This is a genomic window from Sphingomonas sp. AOB5, from assembly GCF_029433115.1.
In the GTDB taxonomy this organism is placed as follows: Bacteria; Pseudomonadota; Alphaproteobacteria; order Sphingomonadales; family Sphingomonadaceae; genus Sphingomonas.
The window spans coordinates 56,416-71,723 of sequence record NZ_JARNTV010000014.1 but is presented as its reverse complement, the minus strand read 5'-3'; the positions used below and the strand labels follow the sequence as shown (position 1 = coordinate 71,723).

General features: G+C 66.2%; 13 protein-coding genes. 7 read left to right on the top strand and 6 right to left on the bottom strand.

Translation table 11 applies throughout. The features are described from left to right. Positions 1-35 precede the first annotated feature (35 nt). The 6 genes from P1X14_RS08780 to gltB all read left to right on the top strand — a co-directional run bounded on the left by P1X14_RS08780 (position 36) and on the right by gltB (position 9,495). Positions 36-968 (top strand): complex I NDUFA9 subunit family protein, encoded by a 933-nt coding sequence (locus P1X14_RS08780; protein ID WP_277314959.1) that lies wholly within the window; start codon positions 36-38, stop codon positions 966-968. Between the two features lie 69 nt (positions 969-1,037). Further along, positions 1,038-1,838, top strand: a complete 801-nt coding sequence (locus tag P1X14_RS08775; RefSeq protein WP_277314958.1) for an undecaprenyl-diphosphate phosphatase — start codon at positions 1,038-1,040, stop codon at positions 1,836-1,838. Between the two features lie 123 nt (positions 1,839-1,961). Then, positions 1,962-3,404 (top strand): NAD(P)-dependent oxidoreductase, encoded by a 1,443-nt coding sequence (locus P1X14_RS08770; protein ID WP_277314957.1) that lies wholly within the window; start codon positions 1,962-1,964, stop codon positions 3,402-3,404. Between the two features lie 15 nt (positions 3,405-3,419). Further along, entirely contained in the window at positions 3,420-4,193 is a 774-nt protein-coding gene (locus tag P1X14_RS08765) for a DUF2059 domain-containing protein (protein ID WP_277314956.1), read from the top strand. Beyond that, entirely contained in the window at positions 4,193-4,984 is a 792-nt protein-coding gene (locus P1X14_RS08760) for a DUF2059 domain-containing protein (protein ID WP_277314955.1), read from the top strand. Before P1X14_RS08765 ends, P1X14_RS08760 begins: the two co-directional genes overlap by 1 nt. Next, complete coding sequence (gene gltB / locus P1X14_RS08755; RefSeq protein ID WP_277314954.1) at positions 4,981-9,495, top strand: glutamate synthase large subunit; 4,515 nt, start codon at positions 4,981-4,983, stop codon at positions 9,493-9,495. Before P1X14_RS08760 ends, gltB begins: the two co-directional genes overlap by 4 nt. An 87-nt stretch (positions 9,496-9,582) precedes the next feature. Here the strand turns inward: gltB and P1X14_RS08750 are convergent, their stop codons facing one another. Beyond that, positions 9,583-9,942, bottom strand: coding sequence for a hypothetical protein (locus tag P1X14_RS08750; protein WP_277314953.1), 360 nt, complete (start codon positions 9,940-9,942; stop codon positions 9,583-9,585). Positions 9,943-9,992: 50 nt separating this feature from the next. Here P1X14_RS08750 and P1X14_RS08745 point away from each other — a divergent pair, with 50 nt between their 5' ends. Continuing rightward, the gene (locus tag P1X14_RS08745; RefSeq protein WP_277314952.1) at positions 9,993-10,697 is read left to right on the top strand and encodes an NAD-dependent deacylase; all 705 of its coding nucleotides are present in this window, start codon (positions 9,993-9,995) and stop codon (positions 10,695-10,697) included. On the opposite strand, the gene P1X14_RS08740 is transcribed toward P1X14_RS08745, so the two are convergent. From P1X14_RS08740 to lepB, 5 genes are read right to left on the bottom strand one after another with little or no spacing between them, the layout of a single operon-like run. Continuing rightward, entirely contained in the window at positions 10,688-11,851 is a 1,164-nt protein-coding gene (locus tag P1X14_RS08740) for a low temperature requirement protein A (protein ID WP_277314951.1), read from the bottom strand. The genes P1X14_RS08745 and P1X14_RS08740 overlap by 10 nt on opposite strands. A gap of 54 nt (positions 11,852-11,905) precedes the next feature. Further along, complete coding sequence (locus P1X14_RS08735) at positions 11,906-12,883, bottom strand: nitrilase-related carbon-nitrogen hydrolase (protein WP_277314950.1); 978 nt, start codon at positions 12,881-12,883, stop codon at positions 11,906-11,908. Next, entirely contained in the window at positions 12,880-13,797 is a 918-nt protein-coding gene (era, locus tag P1X14_RS08730; RefSeq protein WP_277314949.1) for a GTPase Era, read from the bottom strand. The genes P1X14_RS08735 and era overlap by 4 nt, the downstream gene beginning before the upstream one ends. After that, the gene (gene rnc / locus P1X14_RS08725) at positions 13,794-14,465 is read right to left on the bottom strand and encodes a ribonuclease III (RefSeq protein ID WP_277314948.1); all 672 of its coding nucleotides are present in this window, start codon (positions 14,463-14,465) and stop codon (positions 13,794-13,796) included. The genes era and rnc overlap by 4 nt, the downstream gene beginning before the upstream one ends. Continuing rightward, on the bottom strand, positions 14,462-15,304 hold the full coding sequence (gene lepB, locus P1X14_RS08720) for a signal peptidase I (protein WP_277314947.1): 843 nt from the start codon (positions 15,302-15,304) through the stop codon (positions 14,462-14,464). The genes rnc and lepB overlap by 4 nt, the downstream gene beginning before the upstream one ends. Between the last annotated feature and the right edge of the window lie 4 nt (positions 15,305-15,308).

Here is a 15,308-nt window from a genome sequence, read left to right as displayed (position 1 = left end):
TTGGGCGAGTCTCAAGTTTCCGTATCGAGGCGAGCATGAAGGACAAGCTGGTAACCCTGATCGGCGGCGGCGGTTTTCTGGGCCGTTATGTCGCGCAGGAATTGCTGAAGGCAGGCGCGCGGATCCGCATCGCCCAGCGCCGTCCGCGCGACGCCTGGTTCCTCAAGCCCCTGGGCGGCCTCGGCCAGACCCAGTTCGTCGCGGCGGACGTGACGAAGCCCGCAACCATCGCCAATGCGGTGGCCGGTGCGGACGCAGTGGTGAACCTCGCCGGCACCTTCTCCAAGGCCGACTATTGGAAGGTCCATGAGGACGGCGCGCGCACCGTCGCCGAAGCGGCGAAGGCCGCCGGGCTGAGCGCGATGGTCCATATCTCGGCGATCGGCGCCGATCCCGAATCCCCCGCGGAGTATGGCCAGTCCAAGGCCGCGGGCGGAGCCGCGGTGCTGAAGGCGTTCCCGAACGCGACGATCCTGCGTCCCTCGACCCTGTTCGGCCGCGAGGACCAGTTCGTGAACCGCTTTGCCGGCATGATCGCCAATTCGCCGGTGCCGTTCGTGCCGGTGCTGCGTCCCGAAGCGAAGTTCCAGCCCGCCTATGTCGCCGATGTCGCGCAGGCGGTGGTCGCCGCACTCGCCGATCCCGAAGCGTTCGGCGGCAAGACCTTCGAGCTGGGCGGACCGGACGTGATCGCGATGGCCGATCTGTATCGCTGGATCGCGCAGGAGATCGGCCGCGACGTGACGCTGGTCGAACTGCCCGATCCGATCGGCGCGGGTATCGCCATGCTGCCGCTCACTCCGATCACCGGCGATCAGTGGAAGATGCTGGGCCGCGACGCCGTGGTCGCGCCGGGCGCGAAGGGCTTTGCCGCGCTGGGCATCGCGCCGCAGCCGCTGGCAACGCTGGCGCCGGGCTGGCTGGTGCGTTTCCGCCGCCATGGCCGCTTCGGACGCAAGGCGGCCTGATCCACAGTTTCGCGTAAGTCGGGGCGGCTCCGCACCGGGGCGGCCCGGTGAAGGGGGCGTATTTCCGCTATGACCGAACTGATCGTCGCCATCCTGCTCGGCATCGTCGAGGGGATCACCGAATTCCTGCCGGTCTCCTCGACCGGGCATCTGATCCTCGCGTCCGAACTGATGGGCTACAACGCCTCGCAATGGGCGCTGTTCAACGTCGCGATCCAGCCCGGCGCGATCCTGGCGATCGTGGTGCTCTACCGGAAGACTTTCCTTGCGGTGATCAAGGGGCTGATGCGCTGGGAGAAGGAATCGGTCGCGTTCGTCCGCAACCTGCTGATCGCCTTCATTCCCGCAGTCGCCCTTGGCCTCGCCTTTGCCGATGAGATCGATGCATTGCTCGAGAATGCAACGGTGGTTGCATGGGCGCTGATCGTCGGCGGCGTGGCGATCATCGTGATCGAGAAGCTGGTGAAGCCGGGCGAAGCAGTCGGTATTGCCGGGGTCACGGTGGGGCAGGCGATCAAGATCGGCCTCGTCCAGTGTCTCGCCATGGTCCCGGGCGTCAGCCGTTCGGGTGCGACGATCATGGGCGCGATGTCCCTGGGCATCGAGCGCCGCACCGCCGCCGATTTCAGCTTCTTCCTGGCGCTGCCCACGCTGACCGGCGCGACCGTGCTGCAGCTCTACAAGCATCGCGACGCGATCTCCGCCGACGGGATGGGCTTGATTGCGGTCGGCTTCGTGGTGTCGTTCCTCACCGCGCTGGTGGTGGTGAAGGCCTTCCTCGCGGTCATCCAGCGCCACGGTTTCGCGCCGTTCGGCTGGTACCGAATCGTGGCCGGCACTGCCGCGTTGATCTGGCTGGGAATGCGGTAAGGTCCGATACGGCCATAAAAATCGGCCAAAAGTCTAAGAACGATTCTCAACAAAGCCATATTTCAGCAAATAGGACAGCAATACTGTCTTTAATTTTGTGCTGCGCCGCGATAGGCGCGCGGCATGGCTGATGATGCAATGTTGAAATTCGTGGGAACGGGGCAGGCCTATCCGGCCAAGCGCTCCGCCGATCTTCGCCGGGAGGATTTCCGCGAGATCGCCGATCGCTATGCGGTGCCCAGCGCCGAGGAGCAGGCGAGCCGCTGCTCGCAATGCGGCGTGCCCTATTGCTCGGTCCATTGCCCGCTGCACAATCATATCCCCGACTGGCTGCGCCTGACCGCCGAGGGCCGTCTGCGCGAAGCCTATGAACTATCGAACGCGACCTCGACCATGCCCGAGATCTGCGGCCGCATCTGCCCGCAGGACCGGCTGTGCGAAGGCAATTGCGTGATCGAATTCTCCGGCCACGGATCGGTGACGATCGGTTCGGTCGAGAAGTTCATCACCGACACCGCATGGGAAGAAGGCTGGGTCGAGCCTTTGGTGCCGGGCCGTCCCACCGGCATGTCGGTCGGCGTGATCGGCGCGGGTCCCGCCGGGCTGGCGGCGGCGGAGTATCTCCGCGTGCGCGGCTATGAGGTCCATGTCTATGACCGGCACGATCGCGCCGGCGGCCTGCTGACCTATGGCATCCCCGGCTTCAAGCTGGAGAAGGAAGTGGTGATGCGCCGGGTCGACCGGCTCGCCGCAGGCGGCATCGTCTTCCATCAGGGGTTCGAGGTCGGTCGCGATGCGACGCTCGCCGATCTGCGCAAGAAGCATGACAGCCTGCTGATCGCGACCGGCGTGTACAAGGCGCGCGCGATCAAGGCGAAGGGCGTCGATGCGCAAGGCGTGGTCGAGGCGCTCGACTATCTCACTGCATCGAATCGCAAGGGTTTCGGCGATGCCGTGCCCGCGTTCGACGATGGCAGCCTGGATGCCAAGGGCAAGCATGTCGTGGTCATCGGCGGCGGCGACACTGCGATGGATTGCGTGCGCACCGCGATCCGCCAGGGTGCGGAGAGCGTGAAGTGCCTTTATCGCCGCGACCGCGCCAACATGCCCGGATCGCAGCGCGAAACCGCCAATGCCGAGGAAGAAGGCGTCGAGTTCGTCTGGCTCTCCGCGCCCGAAAGCTTCACCGGGGGGGCGAAGGTGGATGGCGTGAAGGCATCGCGCATGCGCCTCGGCGCGCCCGACGCCAGCGGCCGCCGCGCGCCCGAAGTCGATCCGGGCGGCGCGTTCGACCTGAAGGCCGATCTGGTGATCAAGGCCCTGGGTTTCGATCCCGAGGAACTGCCGAAGCTGTTCGGCGCGCCTGAGCTCGGCGTGACCCGCTGGGGCACGGTCCGCACCGACGGCAAGACCATGATGACCAGCCTCGACGGGGTGTTCGCTGCGGGCGATATCGTTCGTGGCGCGAGTCTGGTCGTCTGGGCGATTCGCGACGGCCGCGATGTCGCGGATCACATGCATGCCTGGATGCGTGCCCGCGCAGCCGCCGCGCCGCGCGCGGCCTGACGAGGGGATAGGCCCATGAAACTGCTCCTTGCCGCTGCATCGATCGCGCTGCTGCCGACGCTCGCTTCGGCCCAGACGCCGCCAACGCCGGCGCCGGCTCCGGCGTCTGCGGCTGCGGTCGATCCGGCCCGGCTGGCGATGGCGCGCCGGGTCGCTGCCAAGCTGTTGCCCGAGGGTACCTATCGCGAGATGATGGGCAGCACGTTCAGCGATATGATGGAAGCCACCATGGGCTCCACGGGTGAATTCCCGCTGGCAGAGCTCATGACGCTTGGCGGGCTGGACCCGGACAAGCTCGCCGAACTCGGCGATGCGCGGCTGGGCGAGATCATGGAAATCTACGATCCCAATTGGGAAGCGCGGACCAAGGCGATGGTCGACGCGATGGCGCCGCTGATGGCCGATGTGATGGACAAGATCGAACCGGCGGTGCGCGAGGCAATGGCGCAATCCTATGCCCGCGAGTTCAGCCTGCCCGAGCTGACCGAGATGGACCGTTTCTTCTCGACGCCCGTGGGTGCGCATTATGCCGCCAAGTCGATTGCGCTGTTCATGAGCCCGGAGATGATGAAGGTCATGGCCGACCTGACGCCGGAGCTGATGAAGCAGATGCCGGCGATCATGGAAGCGGTGATGGCGGCGGGCAAGGACCTGCCCGAACCGCGCAAGCTCGCCGAGATGACTCCGGCCGAGCGCAAGCGCCTCGCCGAGCTGCTCGGGGTCGACGAAAAGGATCTGACGGATCCCGGCGCCGAGCCTGAAGCCCTCGAGCTCGAAGAGACGCACTGATGGCCGCCCGCTTGCTCCTCGCGACCGCGCTGATCACCCTGACCCCGGTCGCGGCGCAGGCGCAGGTTCCGCCACGGCCGGCTGCACCCGGCCCGGTCACGCCCGAGCGGCTGGCGCTTGGCGTACAGCTGACCAAGCTGCTGAACCCGACGGATGCGATCGAGGCGATGCTCGATCGCATCGTGCACGAAAGCATGCCGAAGGCGTTCATCGCCGATCCGTCGGTCCAGGCGCTGGAAAAGGAATATCCGGGCGTCGTGAAGGTCATGATCGACGCGATGTACCCGGTCCTGAAGCGACGGCTGATGGGTTCGGTCCCCGAAATGTGGGACTTGCTCGGCAATCACTATGCCAGCCGGCTCGATACCGCCGATCTTCGCGCGGCGATCGCCTTCTATTCCAGCCCCACCGGCGAGCGGATCGTGGCCGCGATGGTCGCCGGGGTCAGCTTCGATTCGATGTTGCAGGACATGGTCCAGACCGGCGAGTTCGACGTTGGTGCGGGCGCGATGAACGGCACGCTGCGCGATGGCGCGCGCAAGGCCTATTCGGGGCTGAGCGCCGAGGATCGCGCCAATGCCAATCGCTTCGCCGCTACTCCCGCCGGGCAGCGGATCGTTGCGGCGAATCTCAGCGCGCAACCGCTCGTCCTGCAATGGGCCAACCGCCCCGATCCCGCGTTCGACGCCGAACTGGAAGCCGCGATGCTCCCCGCGCTCGAAAAACATACCGGCCTGTCGCTCGACCCCGCGACCGACACGTCTCATTCCAAGCCAAAGAAGACGCCATGACCGATCTAGCAGCCCAGCGCGCCCGCCTTGCCGAAACCGGCATGTACCGCCCCGAATTCGAAGGCGATGCCTGCGGCGTGGGCATGGTCGCGGCGACCGATGGCGTGGCCTCGCGCCGCGTCGTCCAGTCGGCGATCGATGCGCTGAAGGCAGTGTGGCATCGCGGCGCGGTGGATGCAGACGGCAAGACCGGTGACGGCGCCGGCATCCATGTCGACCTGCCGGTGCGCTTCTTCGACGATGCCATCGCCGCGTCGGGCCACCGCGTCCTGCCGAACCGGCTGGCGGTCGGCATGATCTTCCTGCCGCGCACCGATCTGGGCGCGCAGGAGGCGTGCCGCACCATCGTCGAGAGCGAGATCATCGAGGCTGGCTACACCATCTATGGCTGGCGCCAGGTGCCGGTCGACGTGTCGGTGATCGGCCGCAAGGCGCAGGAGACCCGGCCCGAGATCGAGCAGATCATGATCGCCGGCCCGATGCCCGAGGATCGCGACGCCGCCGAGTTCGAGAAGAACCTCTATCTGGTCCGCCGCCGCATCGAGAAGAAGGTGATCGCGGCGCAGATCAACGGCTTCTACATCTGCTCGCTCAGCTGCCGCTCGATCATCTACAAGGGGCTGTTCCTCGCCGAGAGTCTGTCGGACTTCTATCCCGATCTGCGCGATGCGCGGTTCGAGAGCCGCGTCGCGATCTTCCACCAGCGCTATTCGACCAACACCTTCCCGCAATGGTGGCTGGCCCAGCCGTTCCGCTGCCTCGCGCATAATGGCGAGATCAACACGATCCGCGGCAACAAGAACTGGATGCTGAGCCACGAGATCAAGATGGCCAGCCTCGCCTTTGGCGAGCAGAGCGAGGACATCAAGCCGGTGATCCCGGCGGGCGCGTCGGACACGGCGGCGCTGGACGCGGTGTTCGAGGCGATCTGCCGCTCGGGCCGCGATGCGCCGACCGCGAAACTCATGCTTGTTCCCGAGGCATGGGACGAGCAGACGCCCGAAAAGCATCTGGCGATGTACAAGTATCTCGCGTCGGTGATGGAGCCGTGGGACGGCCCGGCCGCGCTGGCGATGACCGATGGCCGCTGGGCGGTGGCGGGCGTGGACCGCAACGCGCTGCGTCCGCTGCGCTACACCCAGACCAGCGACGGGCTGCTGATCGTCGGCTCGGAAGCCGGCATGGTGGTGATTCCCGAGGGCAATATCGTCGCCAAGGGCCGGATGGGTCCGGGCCAGATGATCGCGGTCGATCTCGACCAGGGCGTCCTGTTCCAGGATGCCGCGATCAAGGACCGGATCGCGGGCGAAGCCGATTATTCGAAGATGATCGGCAAGTTCCTGAACGTCGACGATCTCGAGGCGCCCGAGGGCGAGACGACCCCGGCATGGACGCGCGCCGAGCTGACCCGCCGTCAGGTCGCCGCCGGTCAGACGCTCGAGGATATGGAGCTGGTCCTCGCCCCGATGGTCGAGACCGCCAAGGAAGCCATCGGATCGATGGGCGACGATACGCCGCTGGCGGTGATCAGCGACAAGCCGCGCCTGATCAGCCAGTTCTTCCGCCAGAATTTCAGCCAGGTCACCAACCCCCCGATCGATCCGCTGCGCGAACGTCAGGTGATGACCCTGCGCACCCGCTTCGGCAATCTGGCCAACATCCTCGACGTGGCGGGCACGCCCAACCCCGTGCTCGTGCTCGAAAGCCCGGTGCTCACCTGTTCGGACTGGGCGCGGCTCAAGCATCATTTCCGCGACCAGTCGGCCGAGATCGATTGCACCTTCGACGCCAATGCGGGGCCCGATTCGCTGAAAGCTGCGATCGCGCGCATCCGCTACGAAGCCGAACAGGCGGTCCGTGCCGGCTGCACCGAATTGTTCCTCACCGACGAGCATGTCGACGCGAACAGGATCGCCATCGCCGGCGTGCTGGCGGCGGCGGCGGTGCACACCCATCTCGTTCGCCGCGGCCTGCGCAGCTATGCCAGCGTCAACGTCCGCACCGCCGAATGCCTCGACACCCATTATTATGCGGTGCTGATCGGCGTCGGTGCGACCACGGTGAACGCCTATCTGGCCGAAGCCTCGATCGCCGACCGCCAGTCGCGCGACCTGTTCGGCAAGCTGAGCCTCGAGGAATGCCTGAAGCGTCACCGCAAGGCGATCGACGAGGGCCTGCTCAAGATCCTCTCGAAGATGGGGATCGCGGTGATCTCCTCCTATCGCGGCGGCTATAATTTCGAAGCGGTCGGATTGAGCCGCGCGCTGGTCAACGATTTCTTTCCGGGCATGCCCGCCAAGATCTCGGGCGAAGGCTATGCCTCGCTCCAGCTCAACGCGAAGATGCGTCACGAAGCGGCGTTCGATCCCGCGGTCGCCACCCTGCCGATCGGCGGCTTCTACCGCCATCGCCATGGCGGCGAGACCCATGCCTATACCGCGCCGCTGATGCACCTGCTGCAGACCGCGGTGTCGAGCGACAGCTATTCGACCTATCTGCAATTCTCGCGCGGCGTGCGCGATCTGCCGCCGGTCTATCTGCGCGATCTGCTGGAATTCAATTTCCCCGCGGACGGCATTCCGGTCGACAAGGTCGAGGCGATCACCGAGATCCGCAAGCGTTTCGTCACCCCCGGCATGTCCTTGGGCGCGCTCAGCCCCGAGGCGCACGAGACGCTGGCGATCGCGATGAACCGCATCGGCGCCAAGGCGGTGTCGGGCGAGGGCGGCGAGGATTCGGCGCGCTACACCCCGTACGAAAATGGCGACAACGCCAACTCCGTGATCAAGCAGATCGCGTCGGGCCGGTTCGGCGTGACTGCCGAATATCTGGGCGCCTGCGACGAGATCGAGATCAAGGTCGCCCAGGGCGCCAAGCCCGGTGAGGGCGGCCAGCTGCCCGGTTTCAAGGTGACCGAGTTCATCGCCAAGCTGCGCCATGCGACGCCCGGCGTGACCCTGATCTCGCCGCCGCCGCATCACGACATCTATTCGATCGAGGATCTGGCGCAGCTGATCTACGACCTGAAGATGATCAACCCCAAGGCGCGGGTGTGCGTGAAGCTCGTCTCGTCGGCGGGTATCGGCACGGTCGCGGCGGGCGTGGCCAAGGCGCACGCAGACGTGATCCTGGTCGCCGGCCATGTCGGCGGCACCGGCGCCTCCCCGGTCACGTCGGTGAAATACGCCGGCACGCCGTGGGAAATGGGCCTTTCCGAAGTCAACCAGACGCTGACCCTCAACGGCCTGCGCGGCCGGGTGAAGCTGCGCACCGATGGCGGCCTGAAGACCGGTCGCGACATCGTGATCGCCGCGATCCTCGGCGCCGAGGAATTCGGCATCGGCACGCTCAGCCTTGTCGCCATGGGCTGCATCATGGTCCGCCAGTGCCATTCGAACACCTGTCCGGTGGGCGTCTGTACCCAGGACCAGAAGCTGCGCGACAAGTTCGTCGGCACGCCGGAAAAGGTCATCAACCTGATGACCTTCATCGCCGAGGAAGTGCGCGAGATTCTCGCGCGGCTGGGCTTCTCCAGCCTCGACGACGTGATCGGCCGCACCGAACTGCTTCGTCAGGTCAGCCGCGGCGCCGAGCATCTCGACGATCTCGACCTCAACCCGATCCTCGCCAAGGTCGATGCGGACGACGACAATCGCCGTTTCAGCCGTAAGACCTGGCGGTACGAAGTGCCCGACAGCCTCGATGCGCAGATGATCAAGGATGCGGCGGCGGTCTTCGCGCGCGGCGAGCGCATGCAGCTCACCTATACGGTGCGCAACACGCATCGTGCGGTCGGCACGCGCCTGTCGAGCACGATCACCTCGAAGTTCGGCATGTCGAAGCTGGCCGATGGCCATGTCCATGTCCGCCTGCGCGGCTCGGCCGGCCAGTCGCTCGGCGCCTTTCTGTGCAAAGGCATCACGCTCGAAGTGTTCGGCGAGGCGAACGACTATGTCGGCAAGGGCCTGTCGGGCGGTATCATCGCGGTGCGCCCGATGGTCAGCTCGCCGCTGGCCAGCCAGGACAACACGATCATCGGCAACACCGTCCTCTACGGCGCGACCAGCGGCAAGCTGTACGCGGCGGGGCAGGCGGGCGAACGCTTCGCGGTGCGCAACTCGGGCGCCGACGTGGTGGTCGAAGGCTGCGGCGCGAATGGCTGCGAGTACATGACCGGCGGCACCGCGGTGATCCTCGGCAAGGTCGGCATGAACTTCGGCGCGGGCATGACCGGCGGCATGGCGTTCGTGTACGATCCCGACGCCAGCTTCGCCGACCGGGCCAACCCGGAGAGCATCGTGTGGCAGCGGGTATCCTCGGCTCACTGGGAGGCCAAGCTGCGCACGATGGTCGAGGCGCATGTGCAGGCCACCGACAGCGAATGGGCCAAGGGCCTGCTCGACGAATGGGACCGCGCGCTGGGCGATTTCTGGCAGGTCGTGCCGAAGGAAATGCTGGAGCGGCTGCCTTATCCGCTGAACGACAGCGCCGAGGCCGTGGCGGCGGAGTAGGACAATGGTGCTCCGGCGAAGGCCGGAGCGTTGGCGGCGGAGGTGGTGCATGTGGCCAAGGCTCCGGCCTTCGCCGGAGCACTGCCGCTACGCGCCCTCGATAATCTCCGCGCTCAGCCGGGGCGGTGGCGGACCGCTTCCCAGCAATACCAGCATGCCGAGCAGGCCGACATTCGCCACGCGCTCGCTCAATGGTGCGTACAGCGATTGCTCCTGCGCGCCCGCTTCCGCGGCTTCGTTCAGGATTTCGCGCGCGTCGGCGGCGGCTTCGCGAGCCACGCGGATCGGGATGCCGCCCAGCGCCAGCGTGAGCGCAGGATTGGTCCGCACGGTTTCGAAGTTCATCGCATAGGCGGGAATGCCGTTCCATTCGAACAGCGACAGGATCACGCCTGCCTGCGACTGGCTGTACGCGATCACGACCGTCTCGAAGGGATCATCGCTCATGGCCGCGAGTGTGACTCGAAACGGCGCAAGCGTCCAGCTAGGCTCGGGGCATGACCGCTATCCGCAACATCGTGATCCTCACCGGTGCCGGCGTCTCGGCCGAATCCGGCATCGCCACCTTTCGCGGCCCCGGTGGTTTGTGGGAGGGGCATAGGGTCGAGGATGTGTGCACCCCGCAGGCGCTGCATCGCGATCCCGAGCTGGTGCATCGCTTCTATGACGAGCGCCGCGCGAAGCTGGGCGAGGTCGAGCCCAATGCGGCGCACCGGGCGCTGGCGCGGCTCGATGCCGAATGGACCGGCGAACTGCTGCTGGTCACCCAGAATGTCGACGATCTGCATGAGCGTGCGGGGTCGAAGCGGCTGATCCATATGCATGGCGAGCTGAAATCGGCGCTATGCGCGCGCTGCGGCGATAGCGGGGCGTGGGAAGAGTCGCTTCCGCCGGGCAGCGTGTGCGGCAATTGCGGCGCGGCGACGCTCCGTCCCGACATCGTGTTCTTCGGCGAGATGCCGTACCGGATGGAGGAGATCGAGCGGGCGATCTCGCGTGCCGACCTGTTCGTGTCGATCGGCACCTCGGGCGCGGTCTATCCCGCCGCGGGCTTTGTCCAGACCGCACGCTATCATGGCGCGGACACGCTGGAGATGAACCTCGACCCCTCCGAAGGCAGCGGCTGGTTCGCGGAGAGCCGCCGCGGACCCGCAGGGGTACTGGTGCCCGAATGGGTCGACGGGCTGCTCGCTCAGGCCTGACCGCGCCGGGCAGACAAGGTCTCCCACATCGCGACCAGCACCAGGATCGCGCTCGATCCGATCGAGAGCTGCAACGGTGTCGGGTGCAGCACGAACGATGCGCCAAGCGCTGCGGACAGGCTGAGGCCGACCAGATGCGACAACGGGATGCGCTTGCCGATGGCGCGCTTGAACAGGAGATTGCCGAGCAGATAAAGCGCCGGGCCGCCGACCAGGCAGAAGGCGGTGAGCGGCGCCAGATGCCCGTCGGGATGCGCCAGCACCATCTCGTCCGATGCGGCGGTCAGCACGATGCCCGCGCCGATCGGCAGATGGAGATAGGTATAGGCCAGCCGCGCGATCGCGCCGGGATCGTCCGAATGCTCGATATGGTGGCTGCCGCGTTCGGCGCCGATGTTGAAATAGATCCACCACATCGCGATCGTCGCCGCGAAAGCTGACGCGAAGCCCAGCAGCACCGGCTGGGTCCATGCGATCTCGCTGAAGGTCGCTCCGGTGATCAGGATCGATTCGCCTAGCGCAATGATCACGAACAGGCCGCACCGCTCGGCGACATGGCCGCCCTCGACCACCCAGTCGCTCGAATCCGACTTGCCGATGCCCGGCACGCGGAAGCCGAGCGCAGGCGCGCTGCTGTCGAGCAGCAGGGCGACGCCCCACAGCGCGATCCGCCATTCGGGGCAAAAGGCGCCAGCGAGCCAGAAGATGGCGCCCGCCACCGCCCAGATCGTGATGCGGACGAAGTTGGTGTAGTTGGCCGGGTCCTGCGTCCGCAGCGCCCCCATCATGAACAGCGATCGCCCGACCTGCAGCGCCGAATAGCCGATCGCGAACAAGGTCGCGCGGTCGCCGAATGCATGGGGAATCGCGATCGACATGGCGAGGCCGCATGCCATCAGGCCGAACAGCATCAGGCGGACAGGGGTGCGCTCGGGATCGAGCCAGTTGGTGCACCAGGCCGTGTCGATCCAGCTCCACCACACCGCGAGGAACAGCATGCCGGTCTCGAGGAAGCCCAGCGGGGTCGGATGCGCCAGCAGGCTGTGCGAAAGCTGGGTGACCGCGAAGACGAACACCAGATCGAAGAACAGCTCGGCGAACGATACGCGGGCATGATTGCCGTCGCGCGTGCGGAGCAGAGTTCGTGCGGTCATATGGCGTCCCCCGTTTGTTACGGGGTTAGAGGCAAATGCCGCCCCGCGACAAGCTCAGGCCGCTTCGGATGCCTCGTCGCCGGTATCGACGATGCCCTTGCGCGGACGCCGGTCGATGCGCAGCTCGAAAATGTCGGGCCGGGCATGCTGGCCGTCCACGTCCATCGTCGAAAGCGCCTGCTCGACTTCGGACAGGTCGAGATCGGCAACCAGGCACTTCGGATCCTCGCCGGTCTGGGCGATCATCACGCCGTCCGGGGCGATGATCGCGCTGCGGCCCTTCTGGACATAGCCGTCGGGCAGCCGCTCGAGGATCTCGCGGCCCGGCCCTGTGCCGCCGGCCATGCGATAGCCCTGCAGGATGTCGATCTTGTGCTGCACCGTGCCCGCGGCCAGCACGAAGGTGCGGCCCTCAAAGGCATAATGCGACGAGGCGAGCAGGCCGATATCCTCGACCGTCGGCCAGGCGGCGACATGGACGCTCTCGCCGGTGTGATGCATCGCGGCGCGGGCCAGCGGCATCCAGTGTTCGTTCGAGCTGAGCTGGCCGATCCGGCCCCAGGGGGCTTCGTGCACGTCCAGCGTCGATCCGTCGCCGCTGCCGAACAGCAGCCGCTCGCCATGGCTGGGCAGCAGCTTGCGGTGGACCAGCACCGGCATTTTCGGGCGGAACAGGAACTGGGTGTTGAACAGGCTGGAGCGGACGCGTGAATAGCCGCCGATCGACACGCAGACGCCGGCGATATCGACCACCCATTGCAGCTGCTGGAAACGCGGATCGTCGCCGCGGATCGCCTGTTCGAGCAGAAGCGCGTGGAGTTCCTTGGTGCCGGGATGCTCCCACAAGGCGGGCGCCGATACATGCTGGAGCCAGGCGGGATAACCGCCGAGGAAGCATTCGCCGAACGCGATCAGCTTCGCGCCGCGCTCGATGGCATCCTTGGTATAGCCGACCGCGCGCTCGATCCCGTCGGTGATCGCCAGCGGCAGCGGGGTTTCCTGAACGATTGCAGCCTTGAGGATCTTCGTCATTCGACCCAGTCCAACCCTATCTCACGGTAAAGCGAGCGGTCATCTTCCCAGCCCGGCCTTACTTTCACGTGAAGATAGAGATGGACTTTCACTCCCATCAATTGGGAGAGTTCCTGACGTGCGCGTGCGCCTATCTCCTTGATTCGGCTGCCGCCCTTGCCGAGCACGATGGCCCGCTGGGTATCGCGGCCGACCAGGATCTGCTGGTGGATCTCGACCGATCCGTCCTCGCGCTCCGAATATTTCTCGGTTTCGACGGCGCTGGCATAGGGCAGTTCGGCGCGCAGCTGGAGATAGAGCTGCTCGCGGGTCACTTCCGCCGCGATCATCCGCTCGGTCGCGTCGGACACCTGATCCTCGGGGAAGTGCCACGGCGATTCGGGCAGGCGCGAGGCCAGCGACGCCTTGAGTTCGGGCACGCCATCCCCGGTCGAAGCCGAGACGAAGAAGGTCTCGGCAAAGGGGATGATGTCGTTCAGCTTGGCCGCGGTGCCGAGCAGGCGCGGCTTGTCGGCAATATCGACCTTGTTGAGGATCAGGATCAGCGGCTCGCTGCGGCCCTTCAGGCTATCCAGCACGGCATGGACCTTGGGCCCGATCCCGCCCTTGCCGTCGACCACCAGCGCGATGGCGTCGGCGCCATCGGTGCCTTCCCATGCCGCGGCGACCATCGCGCGGTCGAGCCGGCGCTCCGGCGTGAAGATGCCCGGCGTGTCCACGAGGAGAAGCTGCGTATCCCCCTCGATCGCGATGCCCATCAGCCGCGCCCGCGTGGTCTGCGCCTTGGGGCTGACGATCGCCACCTTCTGCCCGACCAGCGCATTGACGAGGGTGGACTTGCCGGCGTTCGGCGCGCCGAGAACGGCGATCAGGCCGCAGCGCTGGGCGGTGGGCGGGGTGGGGGTGTCGTTCAACGTTTTTCCAGTATCTCTAGCAATGCCGCCGCCGCCGCGGTTTCCGCCGCGCCCTTGCTCGTGCCTTCGCCGGTGGCGTCGGCCAGCTTGCCGATGCTCACCTTCACGGTGAAGTGCGGGGCGTGGTTGGGGCCGGATCGGTCGACGATCATATATTCGGGCGGGCGGCGGTTGTTCGCGGCGGCCCATTCCTGCAGCGCGGACTTGGGATGCTTGGGCGCCTGCGCGTGCGCTTCGATCCGGCTGGCCCATGCCTTGCGGATGAAACCGCGCACCGCGTCGAGCCCGGCGTCGAGATAGAAGGCGCCGATCAGCGCCTCCATCACATCGCCCAGCACATTGTCGCTGTCATGCGCGCCATCCTCGCGCGCCTGCTTGCCGAGCTTCAGATAGGGAACGACGCCCAGATCGCGCGCGACATCCGCGCACACAGCGCCGGTCACCAGCGCGTTCAGCCGACGCGACAGCGCGCCTTCGGGTTCCTCGGCGAAACGTTCGAACAGCCATTCGGCGATGGCCAGCCCGAGCACCCGGTCGCCGAGAAACTCAAGCCGCTCGTAATTGGCCGCGGCCTGGCTGCCATGGGTCAGCGCGCGCTCATAGGGCCCGAGATTGCCGGGCGCGTGTCCAAAGGTCCGTTCGATCCACCCCCCGAGGGAGGCCGTCAAAACCCTTCCCCGATGCGGTTCCAGCGCGCGGCGCTGAACCAGGTCCATGGCAGGAACCAGTTGGCGCTGCCGTCGGTCGACCAGAAGCTGAGCACCGCCTTGCCCTGCAGATTCTCCATCGGGACATAGCCGATGCCCTGCTGCGAATGCGGGAAGCGGCTGTCGGCGCTGTCGTCGCGATTGTCGCCCATCAGGAACACGCTGCCCGCGGGCACGGTGTAGAGGTCGGTATTGTCGGGGCAGACGCGGGTGGGGATGAAACAGGTCTGCATCCCCTGATCGAGCACTTCATAGCTCTTGCCGTTGGGCAGGGTCTCGCGGAAGCGCGGGATGCGGCAGAGCGTGGGATCGTTCTTGTCGATGAAATCGCCGCACTTCTCGGCTGTGAAATTGGGCGATATCGGCAGCACGAAATCGGCGATCGGCTCCTTCGGGATCGCCTTGCCGTTCAGGATCAACTGGCCATCGCGCATCTGCACCGTGTCGCCGGGCAGGCCGATCACGCGCTTGATCCAGTCGGTATTGTTCTGCGGCGGCGCCTTGAACACCACCACGTCGCCGCGCTCGGGCGTGCCGGGGAACACGCGGCCGGGGATCAGCGGGATGCTGAACGGCAGCGAGTGCTTGGAATAGCCATAGTTCCACTTGGTGATGAACAGATAGTCGCCGATCAGCAGTCGCGGCAGCATCGATTCGGAGGGGATGCTGAAGGGCGAGAAGATGAAGCTGCGGACGATGAAGACCACGATCGCGAGCTTGAGCAGGAACGACGCCAGATCGCGCCATTCGGACTGCGGTTTCTCCGGTGCGAGCGGATCGACGGTATAGCCTTTTTCCATGGCG